This window comes from Variovorax sp. Soil_C_12 (assembly GCF_057657375.1).
The window spans coordinates 60,121-76,405 of sequence record NZ_JBDGIO010000015.1 but is presented as its reverse complement, the minus strand read 5'-3'; the positions used below and the strand labels follow the sequence as shown (position 1 = coordinate 76,405).

The 16,285-nt window shown below is 64.1% G+C and carries 16 protein-coding genes; 2 read left to right on the top strand and 14 right to left on the bottom strand.

Annotated features, from left to right (window positions below):
• Nucleotides 1-16: 16 nt before the first annotated feature.
• From AC3A6X_RS29585 to AC3A6X_RS29520, 14 genes are all read right to left on the bottom strand, one after another.
• A complete protein-coding gene (locus AC3A6X_RS29585) occupies nucleotides 17-985 on the bottom strand; it encodes a tripartite tricarboxylate transporter substrate binding protein (protein ID WP_487845510.1) in 969 nt (322 codons plus the stop codon).
• Nucleotides 986-1,075: 90 nt separating this feature from the next.
• Complete coding sequence (locus AC3A6X_RS29580; RefSeq protein WP_487845509.1) at nucleotides 1,076-2,137, bottom strand: cyclase family protein; 1,062 nt, start codon at nucleotides 2,135-2,137, stop codon at nucleotides 1,076-1,078.
• A gap of 10 nt (nucleotides 2,138-2,147) precedes the next feature.
• Complete coding sequence (locus AC3A6X_RS29575; protein ID WP_487845508.1) at nucleotides 2,148-3,074, bottom strand: NAD(P)-dependent oxidoreductase; 927 nt, start codon at nucleotides 3,072-3,074, stop codon at nucleotides 2,148-2,150.
• Nucleotides 3,071-3,757: an RraA family protein gene (locus AC3A6X_RS29570; protein ID WP_487845507.1), complete on the bottom strand. Its 687-nt coding sequence runs from the start codon at nucleotides 3,755-3,757 to the stop codon at nucleotides 3,071-3,073. Before AC3A6X_RS29570 ends, AC3A6X_RS29575 begins: the two co-directional genes overlap by 4 nt.
• A gap of 80 nt (nucleotides 3,758-3,837) precedes the next feature.
• Nucleotides 3,838-4,806, bottom strand: coding sequence for a Bug family tripartite tricarboxylate transporter substrate binding protein (locus tag AC3A6X_RS29565; RefSeq protein WP_487845579.1), 969 nt, complete (start codon nucleotides 4,804-4,806; stop codon nucleotides 3,838-3,840).
• Between the two features lie 147 nt (nucleotides 4,807-4,953).
• A complete protein-coding gene (locus AC3A6X_RS29560; protein WP_487845506.1) occupies nucleotides 4,954-5,856 on the bottom strand; it encodes a LysR family transcriptional regulator in 903 nt (300 codons plus the stop codon).
• A gap of 1,077 nt (nucleotides 5,857-6,933) precedes the next feature.
• Nucleotides 6,934-7,998 carry a 4-hydroxy-2-oxovalerate aldolase gene (dmpG, locus tag AC3A6X_RS29555; protein WP_487845505.1) on the bottom strand — a complete coding sequence of 355 codons (1,065 nt, stop codon included), beginning with the start codon at nucleotides 7,996-7,998 and terminating at the stop codon, nucleotides 6,934-6,936.
• Entirely contained in the window at nucleotides 7,995-8,954 is a 960-nt protein-coding gene (locus tag AC3A6X_RS29550) for an acetaldehyde dehydrogenase (acetylating) (protein ID WP_487845504.1), read from the bottom strand. Before AC3A6X_RS29550 ends, dmpG begins: the two co-directional genes overlap by 4 nt.
• Before the next feature lie 45 nt (nucleotides 8,955-8,999).
• Nucleotides 9,000-9,767, bottom strand: a complete 768-nt coding sequence (locus AC3A6X_RS29545; RefSeq protein ID WP_487845503.1) for a 2-keto-4-pentenoate hydratase — start codon at nucleotides 9,765-9,767, stop codon at nucleotides 9,000-9,002.
• Complete coding sequence (gene mhpD, locus AC3A6X_RS29540; RefSeq protein ID WP_487845502.1) at nucleotides 9,764-10,573, bottom strand: 2-keto-4-pentenoate hydratase; 810 nt, start codon at nucleotides 10,571-10,573, stop codon at nucleotides 9,764-9,766. The genes AC3A6X_RS29545 and mhpD overlap by 4 nt, the downstream gene beginning before the upstream one ends.
• Nucleotides 10,574-10,598: 25 nt before the next feature.
• The gene (locus tag AC3A6X_RS29535; protein ID WP_487845501.1) at nucleotides 10,599-11,624 is read right to left on the bottom strand and encodes an amidohydrolase family protein; all 1,026 of its coding nucleotides are present in this window, start codon (nucleotides 11,622-11,624) and stop codon (nucleotides 10,599-10,601) included.
• Between the two features lie 11 nt (nucleotides 11,625-11,635).
• Nucleotides 11,636-12,214, bottom strand: coding sequence for a 3-hydroxyanthranilate 3,4-dioxygenase (locus AC3A6X_RS29530; protein WP_487845500.1), 579 nt, complete (start codon nucleotides 12,212-12,214; stop codon nucleotides 11,636-11,638).
• 26 nt (nucleotides 12,215-12,240) lie between these two features.
• Complete coding sequence (locus AC3A6X_RS29525) at nucleotides 12,241-12,678, bottom strand: RidA family protein (protein ID WP_487845499.1); 438 nt, start codon at nucleotides 12,676-12,678, stop codon at nucleotides 12,241-12,243.
• Between the two features lie 8 nt (nucleotides 12,679-12,686).
• Nucleotides 12,687-14,168 (bottom strand): 2-hydroxymuconic semialdehyde dehydrogenase, encoded by a 1,482-nt coding sequence (locus AC3A6X_RS29520; protein ID WP_487845498.1) that lies wholly within the window; start codon nucleotides 14,166-14,168, stop codon nucleotides 12,687-12,689.
• Between the two features lie 286 nt (nucleotides 14,169-14,454).
• Between AC3A6X_RS29520 and AC3A6X_RS29515 the strand changes: the two genes are divergently transcribed.
• Both AC3A6X_RS29515 and AC3A6X_RS29510 read left to right on the top strand, forming a co-directional pair.
• On the top strand, nucleotides 14,455-14,997 hold the full coding sequence (locus AC3A6X_RS29515; RefSeq protein ID WP_487845497.1) for a 4-hydroxylaminobenzoate lyase: 543 nt from the start codon (nucleotides 14,455-14,457) through the stop codon (nucleotides 14,995-14,997).
• A 103-nt stretch (nucleotides 14,998-15,100) separates the two neighbouring features.
• The gene (locus AC3A6X_RS29510) at nucleotides 15,101-16,282 is read left to right on the top strand and encodes an ABC transporter substrate-binding protein (protein WP_487845496.1); all 1,182 of its coding nucleotides are present in this window, start codon (nucleotides 15,101-15,103) and stop codon (nucleotides 16,280-16,282) included.
• Nucleotides 16,283-16,285 lie beyond the last annotated feature (3 nt).

Sequence of the window (16,285 nt, the reverse complement as noted above, 5' to 3'; positions counted from 1 at the left end):
CGCTGTTTGCACCGGGTCAGTCGACCTTGATGTTGCCGGCCTTGATGACGCCAGCCCACTTGGCGGTCTCCGACTTCACGAATGCCGCAAAGTCCTTGGAGCTTGAGCCCACGCCTTGAACCCCCATCTCGGCGAAGCGACTTGCCACTGCCGGGTCAGCGACGACAGCGCGAGTCTCAGCTTCGAGACGGTCGAGGATGGGACGAGGCGTGCCGGCCGGCGCAAACAGGCCGTTCCATTCGTTCACTTCGAAACCCTTGACGCCGCTTTCCGCGACGGTCGGAACCTGTGGCCAGCTCTGTTGCCGCTTGGACGACGTGATGGCCAGCGGCTTGAGCTTGCCGCCCTTCACGAACGTTCCGCTCGCGGTGGTCGCGCTGAACATCAGGTCGACCTGGCCGCCAATCAGGTCCGTCAGTGCCGGCGCACCACCCTTGTACGGAATGTGCGTCATGGAAATCTTCTCGTTCTGGGCGAACGACTCCGCCGCCAGGTGCTGAGCACCGCCACTCCCAGCGGACGCATACGTGAGCTTTCCCGGAGTGGCCTTCGCTGCTTTCACGACGTCCGCGACCGTGGCATACGGGGAGTTGGCTGGCACGACCATCAACAGCGGAACCTGCATGATGAGCGAGACTGGTGCGAGGTCCTTCGCCGGGTCATAGTTGAGCTTGGGGAAGAGGCTCGGATTCACCGTGTACGACGTCGCGTCCAGGAGCAGCGTGTAGCCGTCGGCAGGTGCCTTTGCCACATACGAGGCGCCAATCGTGCCGCTTGCCCCCGGGCGGTTGTCGACGATGATTTGCTGCTTGAGTCGTTCGCCGAGGTACTGCGCCAGGATGCGCGCCGTGTTGTCTGCTGCGCCGCCCGCGGGATAGGGCACCACCAGCTTGATGGGCTTGTCCGGCCATTGCGCGTGCGCTGCGCTCGTTAGGCCCAGCGCAAGCATTGATGTCGTCAGAACGGGCTTCATCCATTGCTTCATTTCTTGTCTCCTGTAGAAAAGGGGTTGGGTATAGGCAGCAACTCCCACGCGGCCCAACGGTACGCGATGCCGCCATTGCGAACGTGCGGGTTACACGGTCGCGATAGGCGTAGCAGGCGACCCCACGGCGCCAGGCAGGCGCAAGGGAGGTGCGGTCAGCAGAAAGCGGGAGCGTCCATGCTCTCGAAGCCATTTCGCCAGCGGCGTGAGATGCCACAACTCACCAAGGTGAATGCCGTTCTTGAACAGGCAGTGCTCGTGCAGGGGCAGGCGCGGACCTCGAATCGGCGTCGGCTGTATCAGGCGGGGCACCACCAATTCGACTGCGGGGTTATCCGCCAGAAGGCATGCAAGACGGACATCGACAATCCAGTTCAGAAGCTTCGCGTCATTGCCGTCCAGCCCGCTGCCCGTCTCGTGAAGCTTCTTGAGGTCGGGTTGGCGATTCATCGCAAGTAAAGTGTCGGCGAAGCCGGTGTGGATGCACACCATGTCCCCGGCTTCAATCTCGACGCGGTCTTGCTCGAGGATGCGCATGAGCCGCTCGTACCCGACGGCTTCGCGGCGGCGTCCGATGTGATGCTCCAGGTCGACCATGACGCCGCGCCCTTGGACGCCGTGTTCCGCCAGGTTCTCAATGCCCAACGCTTCTGCGCGAGGCGCCGGGAAGCGCATCCAATCGGTAGGCGCCTCTTCGTCCTCCTTGGAGGAGCGAATCTCCACGCCAGCGCGGAAGCCGTTGTAGAAGACAGCTTCGGATTCACCGTCGCCGTCCGCATCGAAGCGACTACCCATGTGTGCAAGGCTGTCCCATTGGGTCGAATACTGCGTATTCATGACCAGCACCTCGTCGCAGACCACATCGGTCAGCGTCGTGTCCTCGTCGAGGTACGACCAGCAGAAGCCCTGCGCGCCGGCGCTCTTGCCATCGCGCAGGGTCGCGAAGGTCTGCGCCGGCATCCGCCGGGGATTCATCGTCATTCCGCCGGGCACGTCCAGCGGCAGCGACAGGCAGAAGGTCTTCCCGAGTTTCACCTCGGCAACGCCTTGAAGGACCTTCGAGCTGTCGACCAGGTTCATCCGACCTCGCTGGTCGTCGGCTCCGAATTCACCCCAGGTGCTGCCGTCGGGAGCGTGCTTCCATCGCTGCATGGAACTCTCCTCAGGCCGCTTCAACGTGCTTGGCAAGCACAGCGAGCGCATTCCTGGCGGCCGATTCGCCCATGTTGATATAGGCGTCCGACGTCACCGAACCCACATGAGGGCTCAACACGAAGCCGCGTTGGGATTGGAATGGATGGCCAGGCGCCATGGGTTCCACAGCAAAGCTGTCCAGGCCCGCTGCGCGGACGTGTCCGGTGCTGACGGATTGCAGAAGTGCTGCTTCGTCAATCAGAGCGCCGCGTGCCGTGTTCACGATGATGACGCCTGGCCTGCAACGGGCGAGCGTCCTCGCATTGAGCAGCCCCTGGTTGTCCTTAGTAAGGGGGCAGTGCAGCGAGATGACGTCGGACCGATTGAATAGCTCCTCCAAGTCAACCAACGTGACGTAGTCGGGCACATCCTTGGCGAACGGGTCGAAAGCGACGACGTTCATTCCAAAGCCCTCAGCCATCCGGGCGAAACGCCGGCCGATAGCCCCCAACCCGACGACACCGACAGTGCGGCCAGAGAGCTCCAGGCTCGAATGAGCGGCTTTCTCCCAGTGACCGGCATGCATCCGGGCATCGACAGCTGGAATTGACTTGGCACAAGCCAGAAGAAGGGCAAACGCATGCTCGGCGACTGCGTTGGCGTTGGCGCCCACCGCCGCCACGACTTCAATGCCGCGCTCCTTGGCCGCTACCTTGTCGATGTTGTCGGTGCCCGACCCATGCTTGGAGATGACCCGCAGCGCGGCTGCCGCATCCATCGCGGCCGCACCGACCTTGCCGTATCGAACAATCATCGCTACAGGGTTGTGGTGCTTGCACAGGGCGACAATGTCTTCTGGCGTCGGCGTCTTACCGGTGTAGACGAGCTCATAGCCCTGCAGCAGCGCAACGGCGCTGGGCGCAATCGCTTCTGCCGTGATGACGATGGTGCTCACAGACTTTCCCCTTCCTTGAGCACGCCTGCGGCGCGCAGTGCCGACACCAACCACTTGGCATTCGTGTCGCCGCCCTGAATGGCCTCGATACGCGCCGCCTCGTCCTTGACCTTCTTGGCCGCGATAGGCAGCAGCCCTTCAATCTTCTCGCGCTCTACGACCACAACCCCATCGGCGTCGCCGATGACGAAGTCTCCGGCGTGCACCATGACCCCGCCAACGGAGACGGGGTGGCCGATACGGCCGGGCACCATCTTGGTCGGACCGTTGGGGTTCGTTCCTACGGAGAAGACCGGGAAGTCCATTTCCTCGATTTCCAGGCTGTCCCGGGCAGCGCCATCGATAACTACGCCGGCGATGCCGAGCTTCTTGCAGGCGGTCATCATGATGGTCCCCATCAGCGCCGCCGTCTGGTCTCCCTTGCCATCGATGACGAGTACGTCGCCAGGCTTTGCCATTGCCATCGCTGCGTGAATCATGAGGTTGTCGCCCGGACGCACTTCCACCGTGAAGGCGGTGCCAGCGACTTTCATGGTCGGACGCAGCGCCTTGATGCGCCCGTGCATCGCACCGCGCCGTCCGGCGACGTCGGCCAGGATGGCGGGCTGAAAGGTCGACGCCTCCTTCACGATGTTCGCGGGTACGCGGTCGAAGTCACGGATGATGTCGGGTACGTTGCTCATGGTTCAGATTCCAAGAATGAAGGGTGAGGTTGGCCCAACCCCGCGCACGCAGGGTCGACTCGGGAGGGAAGAGAAGAAGGTCAGTCGACCTTCGCGCCGGATTCCTTGACGACCTTGGCCCAGCGGCCCGTCTCGTCGCGCACCAAGGTGGCGAACTGCTCGGGGGTTCCGCCCAGTACGTCGGCACCCTGCTCGGTGAGCTTCTTCCTGACGTCGGGGGTCTCGAGTGCCTTGTTGAACGCGGCGTTGAGCTTGCTGACAGCGTCCTTGGACACGCCGGCCGGCGCGGCGATGCCGAACCAGGTCACTGCCTCGAAGCCCTTGTACCCCGCCTCCGCTACCGTCGGGACGTTCGGCAGGTCGGCAGAACGCTTGGCAGACGTCACGGCGAGCGCGCGCATCTTCCCGTTCTTGATGTGGCCGCTCAGCGTGACCACCGACGAGATGTACATCTGAATCTGGCCGCCAATCAGGTCAGTCACGCCCTGCGACGCGCCCTTGTAGGGGACGTGCGTCAACTTGACGTTGGCGATGCGTTGGAGTTGTTCCGTCGCCAAGTGAGCGACCGTGCCGCTTCCGGAGCTCGCGTAGTTGATGCCCTCCGGATTTGCCTTGGCTGCGTTCATGAGGTCCGCGAGCGTCTTGTACGGCGAGTTGCTGGCCACCGCGACGACCAGCGGGGCGCTGGCGACCAACCCAACGGGAGTCAGGTCCTTCTGCGGGTTGTAGGGCAGCTTGGCATACAGCGAAGGATTGATGGCCATGTTCGACGTCTGCCCCATCACGAGCGTGTAGCCGTCGGGAGTCGCCTTGGCGGCTGCATCCATGCCGATGTTCCCGCCAGACCCAGGCTTGTTGTCGATGATGATGGTCCAACCCTGCTGCGTTGTGACCGTAGTGGCCACTTCTCGAGCAATCAGGTCAGGCCCCCCGCCCGGAGGAAACGGAACAATGAGCTTGATGGGGCGGGCCGGATATGTCTCTGCGGCGACTGCCCCTGAGGTAAGGGCAAGGGCCAGCACGCTGCCGGTGATGGCAAGGGTGCCCAGAGCGCGAACGTTACGGAACGAGTTCAACTTGATGTCTCCGGAATTGTGTGTGCGTTCAAAATCGCACCTCTATGGAGTTCAAGTATTCGCTGGCCGCTCCTTCAGGTCCAATCGAAGTTTTCTTGGAATCAATAAATTTGACTTTGCCTATTCGGCCGCAGGCAGCCGGGCGTGCTTGGCCAGCAGTGCAATCAGCCGCTGCGCGGCTGGCGAGACGTAGCCGCTTTCCCGAAACGTCACCACCATGCGACGCCGCATAGTGGTGCCGCGCAGCTTCACCTCGCGCAACCTCGCCCCCGAACTGCCCTCCTGCAAATGCAGGCGAGAGATGAAGCTCAACAGGCCCGTCTCGCCAATCAACGTGGGCAGCATCAGCAGCATCGTGCTTTCCACTTGGACGACGGGACGCGGCAGGTGATGCCGGTCGAAGGTTTGGTCCAGCCAGTCGCGGATGGGGGCTCCTTGCGGCTGCAAGACCCACTTGTAGTCCGTGAGGTCCCGGAGCGAGACTTTTGTCTTCGAGAACAGTTCGTGGCTTGCAATAGCGGCTACGACAATCTGGTCCTCTGCCAACAGGCGAGTGGTGAAGCCCGGTTCGCTCGGGCCTTCTGTTCCAACGAGGAGGTCGATGTCACCACTGCGCAGAAGCGGGGCAAGGACGTCGCCCAGCGCCACCGTCGTTCGGACCGTCACGCCAGGCGCCTCTTTTAGAAGGTCCCGTGCCGCCGGTGGCAACAGGAACTGCGCCGCGGTGGGGACGATGCCAAGCTTGACCTGGCCGGAGAGCCCTTGGCCGATGTCGCCAATCTCGCGGCGAGCACTTTCGACGTCGAATCGGGTCCGCTGGGCCCACCTTAGTAGCGCTCGCCCCGCAGTAGTCAGTCGGATGCCACGTCCGGTCTTTTCGAACAGCGTCGCGCCATACGCCTCCTCTAGCCGCCGCACGCAGCTCGTCAGGGCTGGTTGGGTCTTGTGCAGGCGCTCGGCGGCGCGGCCCATGTGCTCGAGCTCGGCAATGACTTCGAAGTACCTCAAATCCCGCAGGTCCACGGGTCCCCTTTCAGCTGGCTCTGATGTCTGAGGGCAAGCCGCACCCCAGGGCGGACGACTTTCATGCGCCAGGCGAGTGGCCGCCTGGACTACGCGAAAGTCTAGCCGCGACGCAGGTTGTCCCCCGCCCACACTTTTTGGGTCTAGACGTCTGCTTTTGGCGCGCTACACGGAGTCCGCGCTATGTCCGCTGGAGGCCGGAAACGGCTGGCTGCGATTGTCGATCGTCGCTCTGTCAGTGCGCACGCGCTTTGACGTGACCGCGGTGCGCTCCCGCCCCTTCTCCGCCCTCCCCTGCCCTGCCACGTCCGGTCTTTGCCGTCGCTCCAGGGCACGGAGACGTCCAAGCAACCTAAAAGGCCGATTTTTCTCATCGAATCAGCGACTTGCGCGCGCCGCCGTCAAAGTTAGGCCCTTAATTTGATGGAATTCCGGCCTAACTTTGAACGAACTCATTTCGTGAGTTCCTCCAAGGTTGCCGCACTTGCTAACCCAGCAAAATCAACAGCTTGCGGGTGTCGTCTTCAAAGTTGCACCGCTCGCTTTTTCACAGTTCCGCCGCGCACAGGTGCAGCGAGGATTCAACGGCCGCTTCGGCGCAGTATTTCCGTCCGCTGTAGTGCGCGCAGTGGTGGGGCAATGGGGCCGGCAGGTCGTGGCCAGCTGCATGCGGCCTAGAACCGGAACCTCATCACGACTGTCCGAATTCTCGCACTTGCCTAGCGGGCAGCGGCTGCGAGCAGCGCATTCGTGACGTCGTCGGCGAACTGATAGCGCTTCTCTCCGATCAGAACGATGTCCGAGCCATTCGGGTCCGGCCGCGCAGGCGGCAGGCCATGTGCGCACAACGCCCTTGCGCACGCGACCCAGTCGCCGCCTTCGACCAATTGGTTGAGCGATGCTCAGGACAGGCTGTCGCAGGCGTTGTCGCCGAAGAGGTGCAGCGTCCCGGGTTGATCAAGTGGTCGCGACAGGGATCGCGCCGGTCCCGGTCGACAAGTCGCCGAGGAAGCAGGTTAAGTTTGGCCGATGAACGCGTTGGATGCCGAGCCGTGAGGGGGGGGTCATGGAACTACCTCAGACAAGTTCGGGCTTATTGGCTGCAGACGCGGACTTCAGGAGATCGAGTGCCACGTCGACGATCATGTCCTCCTGACCACCCACCATCTTCCGAGCACCCAGCTCAACGAGGATATCGACCGTCTTTAGCCCGTACTTCCCGGCCGCGGCTTCTGCATGCCGCAGGAAACTCGAATACACGCCGGCGTAACCAAGCGCAAGGGTTTCGCGGTCGACGCGCACCGGTCGATCCTGAAGCGGGCGCACCAGGTCGTCGGCCGCGTCCATGAGCATGTACAGGTCCGTACCGTGGTTCCACCCTTGCCGATCTGCCGCGGCAATGAACACTTCGAGCGGCGCATTGCCGGCGCCAGCTCCCATCCCGGTCAGGCTGGCATCGATGCGATCGCAACCCTCCTCCACCGCGACCATGGAGTTCGCGACACCGAGGCTGAGGTTGTGGTGCGCGTGAATGCCGGTCTGCGTCTCGGGCTTCAGCACGTCCTTGAATGCGCGAAAGCGATCGCGCACGTCGCCCATCCCCAGCGCACCGCCGGAGTCGACGACATAGACACAGGTCGCGCCATAGCTTTCCATGAGCAGCGCCTGCTGCGCCAGCTTTCGTGGCGTCGTCATGTGGCTCATCATCAGGAAGCCGACGGGGTCCATGCCGAGATGGCGCGCGTACTCCAGGTGCTGGCGCGACACGTCGGCCTCCGTGCAATGGGTCGCGACGCGAACCACCCTGGCCCCGGCATCGAAGGCGTTGCGAAGATCGTGCGTGGTCCCGATGCCTGGTAGCAGAAGCGTCGCGACCTTCGCGTTGCTCACGGTCCCGGCCACGGCCGAGATCCATTCGACATCCGTATGGGCGCCGAAACCGTAGTTGAAGCTCGAGCCCTCCAGCCCATCGCCATGGGCGACCTCGATGCTGTCGACCCCCGCCGTGTCCAGCGCGGCCGAGATCGCCTTCACATGCGCAATGCTGTACTGGTGGCGGATTGCGTGGCTGCCGTCGCGCAGCGTCACGTCGCTGATGTAGAGCTTCTTCATGCCGGCACGCTGATCGCTGTTCTCGCTCATGCCTTCTCCTTCAAGCCGCGGGCGGTCCCGCCGGCGATGCGTCTTTGGGCCATCATGTCGCCGCAGGCCAGCGCGGCCGAGGTCATGATGTCGAGGTTGCCGGCGTAGGACGGCAGGTAGTGGGCGGCACCTTCCACCTCCAGGAAGATGGAGGTCTTCAGGCCGTGACGGGGGCCGAGCTTCGGCACGTTGAGCGGGCGGTCCGCAGGAACGATGTCGAATTGCACCCGCTGCTTCAAGCGGTAGCCGGGCACGTAGGCCTGGACCTTGGCGACCATCCTCGCGATGCTTTCCTCGACTTCCGCCTGGTCCGCCAGTTCGGAGAGGACGAACACGGTGTCGCGCATGATCAGCGGCGGCTCCGCAGGGTTGAGCACGATGATGGCCTTGCCGCGTTCGGCGCCGCCCAGCTTTTCGATCGCCGCCTTGGTGGTCTCGGTGAACTCGTCGATGTTGGCGCGCGTCCCCGGTCCGGCGCTCCTGCTGGAAATCGACGCCACGATCTCGGCGTAATGCACTTTCGCAACCTGCGACACCGCCGCGACCATCGGGATGGTGGCCTGCCCGCCGCATGTCACCATGTTGATGTTGCCGGCTTTCTCGGCCTCCAGGTTGATGGCGGGAATGACGTACGGCCCGATCGCCGCCGGCGTCAGGTCAATCACCTGGATGCCATGCGGCGCCAGGGCGTCGTTGTGCCGCTTGTGCGCGTTCGCAGAAGTGGCATCGAACACGATGTCGATGTCGCCGAAGACGTCCAGCTTCAGCAGACCGTCCAGGCCTTCGGCGGTGGTGGTGACGCCGAGGTGGGCCGCACGCGCGAGGCCGTCGGACGCCGCATCCACGCCGACCATTGCGCCCATCTCCAGGTACTTGCTGTTGCGCATGACCTTGATCATCAGGTCGGTGCCGATGTTGCCGGGGCCGATGATCGCGGCCTTCAGTTTCTCTGTCACGGTGATTCCTTCAGTTGGGGTGATTCGAGCGCCAGGGACGTGGGGCTACTCGCCCACATGAAAGCCGGCAACGCCCAGCCGCTCCACTTCGATGGAGACGTACTGGCCTGCCTCGATCCACTCGGCCGGCGTCGCCCCTCCGGCCATGACGGTCCACCCCGCCCGGAGCGGCTCGCCTGCCGCCGCGGACAAGCGCGCCGCGGCGACGAGCGAGCGAAGCGGATGGCCCAGAATCGCGGCCGTCGAGCCGACCTGGACGGTGCGGCCGTCGATGTTCATCGTGAGGCCCAGGTTGCTGAAGTCCTTGCGCGGATCGCTCCACGCACCGACGACGAACCCGCTGGAAGAAGCGTTGTCCGCGATGACGTCCGTCAGGCTGAACCTGAATTCGCGATAGCGCGAATCGATGATCTCCAGCGCAGGCGCCACCGCCTCGATGGATGCCAACGCTTCCGCCGCCGTGACGTCGCCGGCAAGGTCCTTCTTCAGCACAAAAGCGATCTCCGGCTCCACCCGCGGATGGATGAAGCGGGAGCGCTTGACCGACGAACCCTCTTCGACCTGCATCCCGCTCGACAGGCGGCCCCAGATGACGTCATCGATGCCCATCTGGATCATCTTCGCGCGGCTCGTGAAGCCCATCTTGACGCCCACACGGCGCTCGCCGCGCTGGATGCGGCGCTCGACCGCAGCGGCCTGGATCGCGTAGGCATCCGCCACCGAGAGCCGGCCGTCGGAATCGACCTGCTGCACCGACCGGGCAGCACGTGCCGCATCGTCGAGCAGTTCCGCGACTTGCTGGATCTTGTTCATGCTTGTTCCCCGGTGCTGTTCGCCGATTCGAAGACTGCCTTGACCTCGCCCAGGCCATGGATCCGCGTCTCGAAGATGTCGCCCGGCACCACCGGAACCATGGGGCCCAGGGCGCCGGAGAGCACCAGGTCCCCGGCGCGCAGGGGCTGGCCCAGCGACGCCATGGTCCTCGCGAGCCAGACCACGGCGTTGACCGGATGACCCAGGCAAGCCGCACCGGCCCCGACGGAAACGGGCTCGCCGCGACGGGTCATGACCATGCCGCACAGCCGCAGGTCGAGATCTGAAAGGCGTCGCGGCGTACCGCCGAGCACATAGGCGCTCGACGATGCGTTGTCCGCGACGGTGTCGACGAACTTGATGCGCCAGTCGGCAATGCGGCTGCCCACGATTTCCATCGCCGGCAACGCATGGTCGATGGCACGCAGCACATCGACCTGGGTCGGCGACGGCATGTCCAGATCCCGCCCGAGCACGAAGGCGACCTCCGCCTCGATCTTCGGCTGCTGCAACGCCGACATCGGCACGGGTTCTCCGTCGCCGTAGCCCATGTCGTCGAACAGCACGCCGAAGTCGGGCTGGTCCACGCCCAGCTGGGCCTGCACGGCACGCGCGGTCAGCCCGATCTTGCGGCCCACGATGCGACGCCCGCCGGCGATCCGGTGCTCGGTGTTGATACGCTGGATCTCGTAGGCGGACTTCTCGTCCAGCGTCGCATAAGTCTCGCGCAGCGGCGGCAGGTATTGACCGGATGCCGCGGCATCCCGCAGCGATCGCGCGGCTGTGGCCAGTTGTTCAGGTTTCACTTGGGTTCTCTGTGGGTGAAGGCGTTCACGCGTTCGCGTACTCGGAAGACAACGAGAAGAACGCTTCTGCGTTGCCGGCGAGCATGCGGGAACGGTCCGTTTCGGAAAGGAAATCGGCTTCCTCGATCAGCGTTCCGATGCGGGCTTCGCCCAGAGGGAACGGATAGTCGGAACCGAGAAGGATGCGGTTCGTGCCATGCACCTCCACCAGAAGGCGCAGCGAGCGTCGGTCGAACACCGCGCTGTCGACGAAGAGGCGGTCGACGTAGGAGGACGGCAGCTTCGGGCAGTTCTCCCGGACGATGTCGCGGTGCTTCCAGGCGTTGTCGACCCGTCCGAGCAGAAACGCGAATGCACCCCCGCCGTGGGCAAAGCAGATCTTCAACGAAGCCGGGATGCGCTCGAGGGCGCCCGAGAGGATCAGCGAAAGCATGCCCAGTTGCGTCTCCGCCGGCATGGCGACCAGCCAGGGCAGCATCCACTTTTTCATGCGCCCTTCGCCCATCATGTCCCACGGATGGACCAGGACGGCGATGCCTTCGTGCGCGCAGTGCGTGAGGAACGCCACCAGTTGCTCGTCGTCCATGTCCCGGTGGCCCAGGTGGTTGCCGATCTGGACGCCCACATGCCCGGCACGCGTGGCACGTGTCGCCTCTTTGCAAGCCAGGTCGACATCCTGCAGCGGCACTTGCGCCAGCACCTTGAGCCGCGAGGAATCAGCGCCAGCGAACTCCAGCGCATGGTCGTTCATCCGTGCACACCAGTCAGCAGCGATGGCCGGCTGTGCGCCGTAGCCGAACATGACTGGCGTCGCACAGCTGATCTGGATGTCGACGCCTTGCCGGTCGAGGTCCTCCAGGCGCGCGTGGGCGTCCCACAGCACGCGGTCGACCGGCCGGAACGGCTCGTCGCCGCGCATGATCTGACCGTGGTCACCGCCTGCATCGATGCGCAGCCAGGGCCCGGCCTGGGCACTCAGCACCTTCGCCTCTTCCCGCGTGAGGCGCGGAAAGTAGTGCGCATGCATGTCGATCTTCCTGGGAGTTTTCATGAGACCGTCTTTCAACGGGAGCTCTGCAGCGCGTGATGGCTGGTGAGGGCTTCATGCCACGCCGCGGCATCGCGCCCCGGATGCACCTGGCCGCAGCTCGGACAGGTGCGATCCGCCTCGGACGACGCATAGAAGCGCTCGTAGGTCGGTGGCAGGTCCGCGACAATGCTTCGCAGCTGGACGTCGTAGCGCTGCACCAGGTGGGAGCAACGGGCGCAGTTCCATTGGAAGGCATCGATGTCTTTCGGGGGGCGCTGGCGTTCGACCACCAGGCACATGCTGCCGACTTCGGGCCGCTGCGGCGAGTGCAGCACGTGCGGCGCCATCAGGAACAGGTCGCCCTCCTTCAGGTCGACGCGGTCGTACTTGCCGCGGTCCAGCATCAGCAGGTACGCATTGCCCTTGAACTGATAGAAGAACTCCTCCATCGGATCGTCATGGAAGTCGCTTCGCTTGTTCGGGCCGCCGACGACGGTGACCAGGAAATCGCTGTCCTTCCAGATCTGCTGATTGCCCACCGGCGGCTTCAGCAGGTGGGCGTTGTCATCGATCCAGCGCTGGAAGTTGAGAGGGTGTCCGTACTTGTACATGGGTTGTCCTCGTGTGCAGGAATGGTTCAGGCCTTCGCTTCGCCAGCCAACGGCTTCCAGGCGACGACCTTGATCTCGATCAGCAGATGCGGATGCGGAAGCTGGTGCACCGCGACGGTGGTGCGTGCCGGTCCGCTCTCATCGAAGAACTCGCCGTAGACCTCGTTGTAGCCACCGAAATCGTTCATGTGCACAAGGTAGGCGCAGGCCTCGACCACATCGGACAGGGATGCACCGGCCGCTCGCAGCACATCCTCGATGTTCCGGATGACGGCGCGGGTCTGCGCGCGGATGTCGAGCGAGGCGGTACCCATTGCATCGACCTCGACACCCTCGAAGCTGTTGTCCGGGCGGCGCGAACTGGTGCCGGAGGCGAAGATGAAATCCCCCGCGCGGCGAAAGTGCGGAAAGCGGCCGCGGGGCCTGGCCTTCCCTTCGACGACCTGGCTCTGGATGGCGTTCATGGTGGGTCCTAGAGTTGGATGCTGATGTTGCTGATCTCGGAATAGAAGTCGAGCGAATGGCGTCCGCCTTCGCGCCCCAGGCCAGAAAGCTTCGTGCCACCGAAAGGGGTGCGAAGGTCGCGGGTGAACCAGGTGTTGACCCACGCGATGCCCACGTGAAGGCGTCGGGACACGTTGTGTGCGCGTTTCAGGCTGGTGGTCCAGATGCTCGCGGCCAGCCCGTACTTGCTGTCGTTGACACGGCGGATCACCTCTTCCTCCGTGTCGAAGGGCGAGATGTGGCACACCGGGCCGAAGACTTCCTCGACATTGCAGCGCGCGCTGTCAGGCAGCCCGGTCCAGATGGTCGGCAGCACGTAGGCGCCTTTGTCCCGCGCGTCCCCAAACGAGGGGACACCGCCGCCGGTGACCACCGTGGCACCCTCCTCCACGGCGAGGTCGAAGTACGACAGCACCTTCTGGCGATGCGCCTGCGAAATGAGGGAGCCCATGCCGACACCCGGCTCGTCGGGATACCCGATCACGAGAGACTCCACCTTCTGCTTGAGCGCTGCCACGAAGCGATCGAAGATCGGCCTCTCGACGAAGACGCGCTCGGAGCACAGGCAGACCTGGCCCGAGTTCGTGAAGCTCGACTTCAACACGCCGCTGACGGCCGCCTCGAAGTCGGCGTCGGCAAAGACGACCGCTGCGTTCTTGCCCCCGAGCTCGAACGAGACTTCGCGCACGCCTTCGGCCGCCACCTTCATGATGGTTTCGCCGGTGCGCGACTCGCCGGTGAAGGTGATGGCGTCCACCATGGGGTGGCGCGTGAGGAACTCGCCCGCCGAATCCGGCCCGAAGCCATGCAACAGGTTGAAGACACCCTTCGGCACGCCCGCTTCGTGCATCACCTCGGCCAGCAACGTCGCTGAAGACGGCGTTTCCTCCGAAGGCTTGACGACCACGCAGTTGCCGCAGGCCAGGGCCGGAGCGACCTTCCACGTGAGCAGAAGCAGCGGCAGGTTCCACGGCGAGATGATGCCGATGACGCCGTGCGGCTTGCGCACGGTGTAGTTCATCAGGTTGCCTTCCTGGGTGCGCATCTCGAAGGTCTCGCCACCCGCGACCTTCGCGAGCTCGGCGAAGGTACGGAAGTTCGCCACGCCCCGATAGACGTCGAGACTTCTGGCCTGCTCGACCAAGCGGCCGGTGTCGGCCACCTCGGCAGCAATGAAGTCGTCGAAGCGGCGGTCGATACCGTCGGCCACGCGCTGCAGGATGGCGGCACGCTCCGCCGGCGAGAAGGTGCCCCACGGACCATCGAGTGCGGCACGTGCCGCACGCACCGCCTGATCCACCAGCGCGACGTCGGCCTCGCAGACGTCTGCGATCACCTCGCCGTGGACCGGTGATCTGTTCACGAACCGCTTGTCCGTGGCGACGAATTCGCCGTTCACATAGTTTAATGTCGGGCTGAGCGAGGCAGGCAGTGTCAGGGTCTTTTGCATGGTGAAGGTCTCTTGGTGACCGCCATCCGGCTGGAGTGGATCGCGTTGGATGGGACTTTAGTCATGCAGCACTGCGCTGGATAATCAATCTCTCACGATCGTCTATAACCGTCTCTCATACCGGGCGGCTTCCGCGAGACCGAGGCGCGGCGCAGCATCCGCGACGCTTCGACACCCTGCAGCCTTGCCATGAGTGTTTGGAATATCCACGGATCGAACATTCATTACCACCGGCGCGGGCGGACTCTTATGCTTGCGCCGAACCGTCATGAAGCAGAGGCCCAGGATGAACTCACACGAACTTAGCGCCGCCAGCCACGGGACGCCCGCCCTGCCCAAGGGCCCGCACAAGGCCGCCATGCTGCAGGCGGCCTGCGAGTTCCTGGCCTTCGTCGGCGACCAGCCCCTGGGCCCCGAACTCGAGTCGCGGCTCAACGACCACTACGGTCCCCACACGGAGCGATACGCCACGCTGCTCACGCTCCTGCACGAGGGGATCGACGAGGGGTGGGCCTGCTACAGCGAGATCACCGGCCCCGACTACCGCCGCGGCCGCATCGCGGAAGCCTCCCCGCAGACCCGCGGCTTCACCATCGAGAGCGGCAGGCTTCGCAACGTGCTGGGCAACTACCACCGGCATCCTCGCGGCGAGATCAACATGATCGGCCCCGTCGATGCCACCGGCCAGTTCTGCGGGCATGGCGCGGGCTGGAAGGTCTTCCCACCCGACAGCCGGCATTTCCCGACCGTCACGGGCGGCACCGTCACGATGCTGTTCTTCCTGCCCGGCGGCGAGATCGAATACACGGATCCGCCCCCGGCTGCCTAGGCTGCGCGCCGCCTGCACGGCGCCCCGCCACCCCCTGCTCCCTTGTAAAAAAAGCGCTGCGGATCGGCTCCGCAGGTCTCCACTCGTCCATCAGGAACCCACCATGAAGCTCGCAATACTCGCAACACTGGCACTACCCGCCCTGCTTGCCCTTTCTTTCCCTGCACAGGCTGCGGACAAGATCAAGATCGGCTTCGTCAGCACGCTCTCCGGGCCCTTGTCCGGCCTGGGCATCGAGATACGGGACGGCTTCCGCCTCGCTCTCAAGGAGACCGGCGACAAAATCGGCGGGCTGCCGGTGGAAGTCGTCGAAGGCGATGACCAGGCGAGCCCGGACGTCGGCAAGCAGATCGTCGACCGGATGCTCAAGCGCGACAAGGTGGACTTCATGACGGGCGTTGTCTACTCCAACGTCATGCTCGCGGTAGGTGCGCCGACCTTCGCCGCCAAGACCTTCTACGTCAGTGCCGCCGCCGGGCCCGCCTCGCTGGCGGGCGCACAGTGCAATCCCTACTTCTTCGGCCTCGCGTGGCAGAACGACGGACAGGCCGAAGCCATGGCCAAGTACATGACGGAGAAGGGATTCAAGAACGTCTTCATCCTGGCACCCAACTATGCAGGCGGTCGCGAGAACCTGGCCGGCTTCAAGCGCTACTTCAAAGGAAAGATCGCGCAGGAGTCGTACGTCAAGCTCGGCGAGCTGGACTTCGCTTCGGAGCTGTCGCAGATCCGGGCCACCAAGCCGGATGCCGTCTTCTTCTTTCTGCCCGGTTCGATGGGGACGAACTTCCTGAAGCAGTTCAACGCCTCGGGCCTCGGCAAGGACGTGCCCTACTTCGTACCCGGCTATTCCGCCGACGAGGACACCATCCAGGCCGTCGGCGATCCGATGATCGGCCTGTACAACGCCTCGCATTGGGCCTGGGACCTCGACAACGCCGCCAACAGGAAGTTCGTCGCGGCCTTTCGGGCCCAGTACAAGCGCACGCCGTCGATGTATGCCTTCCAGGGCTACGACGTCGTCCGCCTCATCGATCGCGCGGTCGGCGACGTCAAGGGCAAGGTCGAAGACAAGGCGGCACTGCATGCGGCCTTGGCGGCAGCGCGCTTCGAGTCGGCGCGCGGGAGCTTCAAGTTCAACACCAATCAGTTTCCGGTCAACAGCTTCTACCTGCGCCAGATCCAGAAGGATGCCGACGGCATCGTCACCAACAAGACCCTCTCGCGAATCATCGATGCACACACCGACAGCTATGCCGGTGACTGCAAGATGAAGCCGCTCTGACGC

Coding starts and splice junctions, on each gene's coding strand:
- AC3A6X_RS29585 (WP_487845510.1), bottom strand. CDS start 985: ATGAAGCAATGGATGAAGCCCGTTCTGACGACATCAATGCTTGCGCTG.
- AC3A6X_RS29580 (WP_487845509.1), bottom strand. CDS start 2,137: ATGCAGCGATGGAAGCACGCTCCCGACGGCAGCACCTGGGGTGAATTC.
- AC3A6X_RS29570 (WP_487845507.1), bottom strand. CDS start 3,757: ATGAGCAACGTACCCGACATCATCCGTGACTTCGACCGCGTACCCGCG.
- dmpG (WP_487845505.1), bottom strand. CDS start 7,998: ATGAGCGAGAACAGCGATCAGCGTGCCGGCATGAAGAAGCTCTACATC.
- AC3A6X_RS29545 (WP_487845503.1), bottom strand. CDS start 9,767: ATGAACAAGATCCAGCAAGTCGCGGAACTGCTCGACGATGCGGCACGT.
- AC3A6X_RS29535 (WP_487845501.1), bottom strand. CDS start 11,624: ATGAAAACTCCCAGGAAGATCGACATGCATGCGCACTACTTTCCGCGC.
- AC3A6X_RS29530 (WP_487845500.1), bottom strand. CDS start 12,214: ATGTACAAGTACGGACACCCTCTCAACTTCCAGCGCTGGATCGATGAC.
- AC3A6X_RS29525 (WP_487845499.1), bottom strand. CDS start 12,678: ATGAACGCCATCCAGAGCCAGGTCGTCGAAGGGAAGGCCAGGCCCCGC.
- AC3A6X_RS29520 (WP_487845498.1), bottom strand. CDS start 14,168: ATGCAAAAGACCCTGACACTGCCTGCCTCGCTCAGCCCGACATTAAAC.
- AC3A6X_RS29515 (WP_487845497.1), top strand. CDS start 14,455: ATGAACTCACACGAACTTAGCGCCGCCAGCCACGGGACGCCCGCCCTG.
- AC3A6X_RS29510 (WP_487845496.1), top strand. CDS start 15,101: ATGAAGCTCGCAATACTCGCAACACTGGCACTACCCGCCCTGCTTGCC.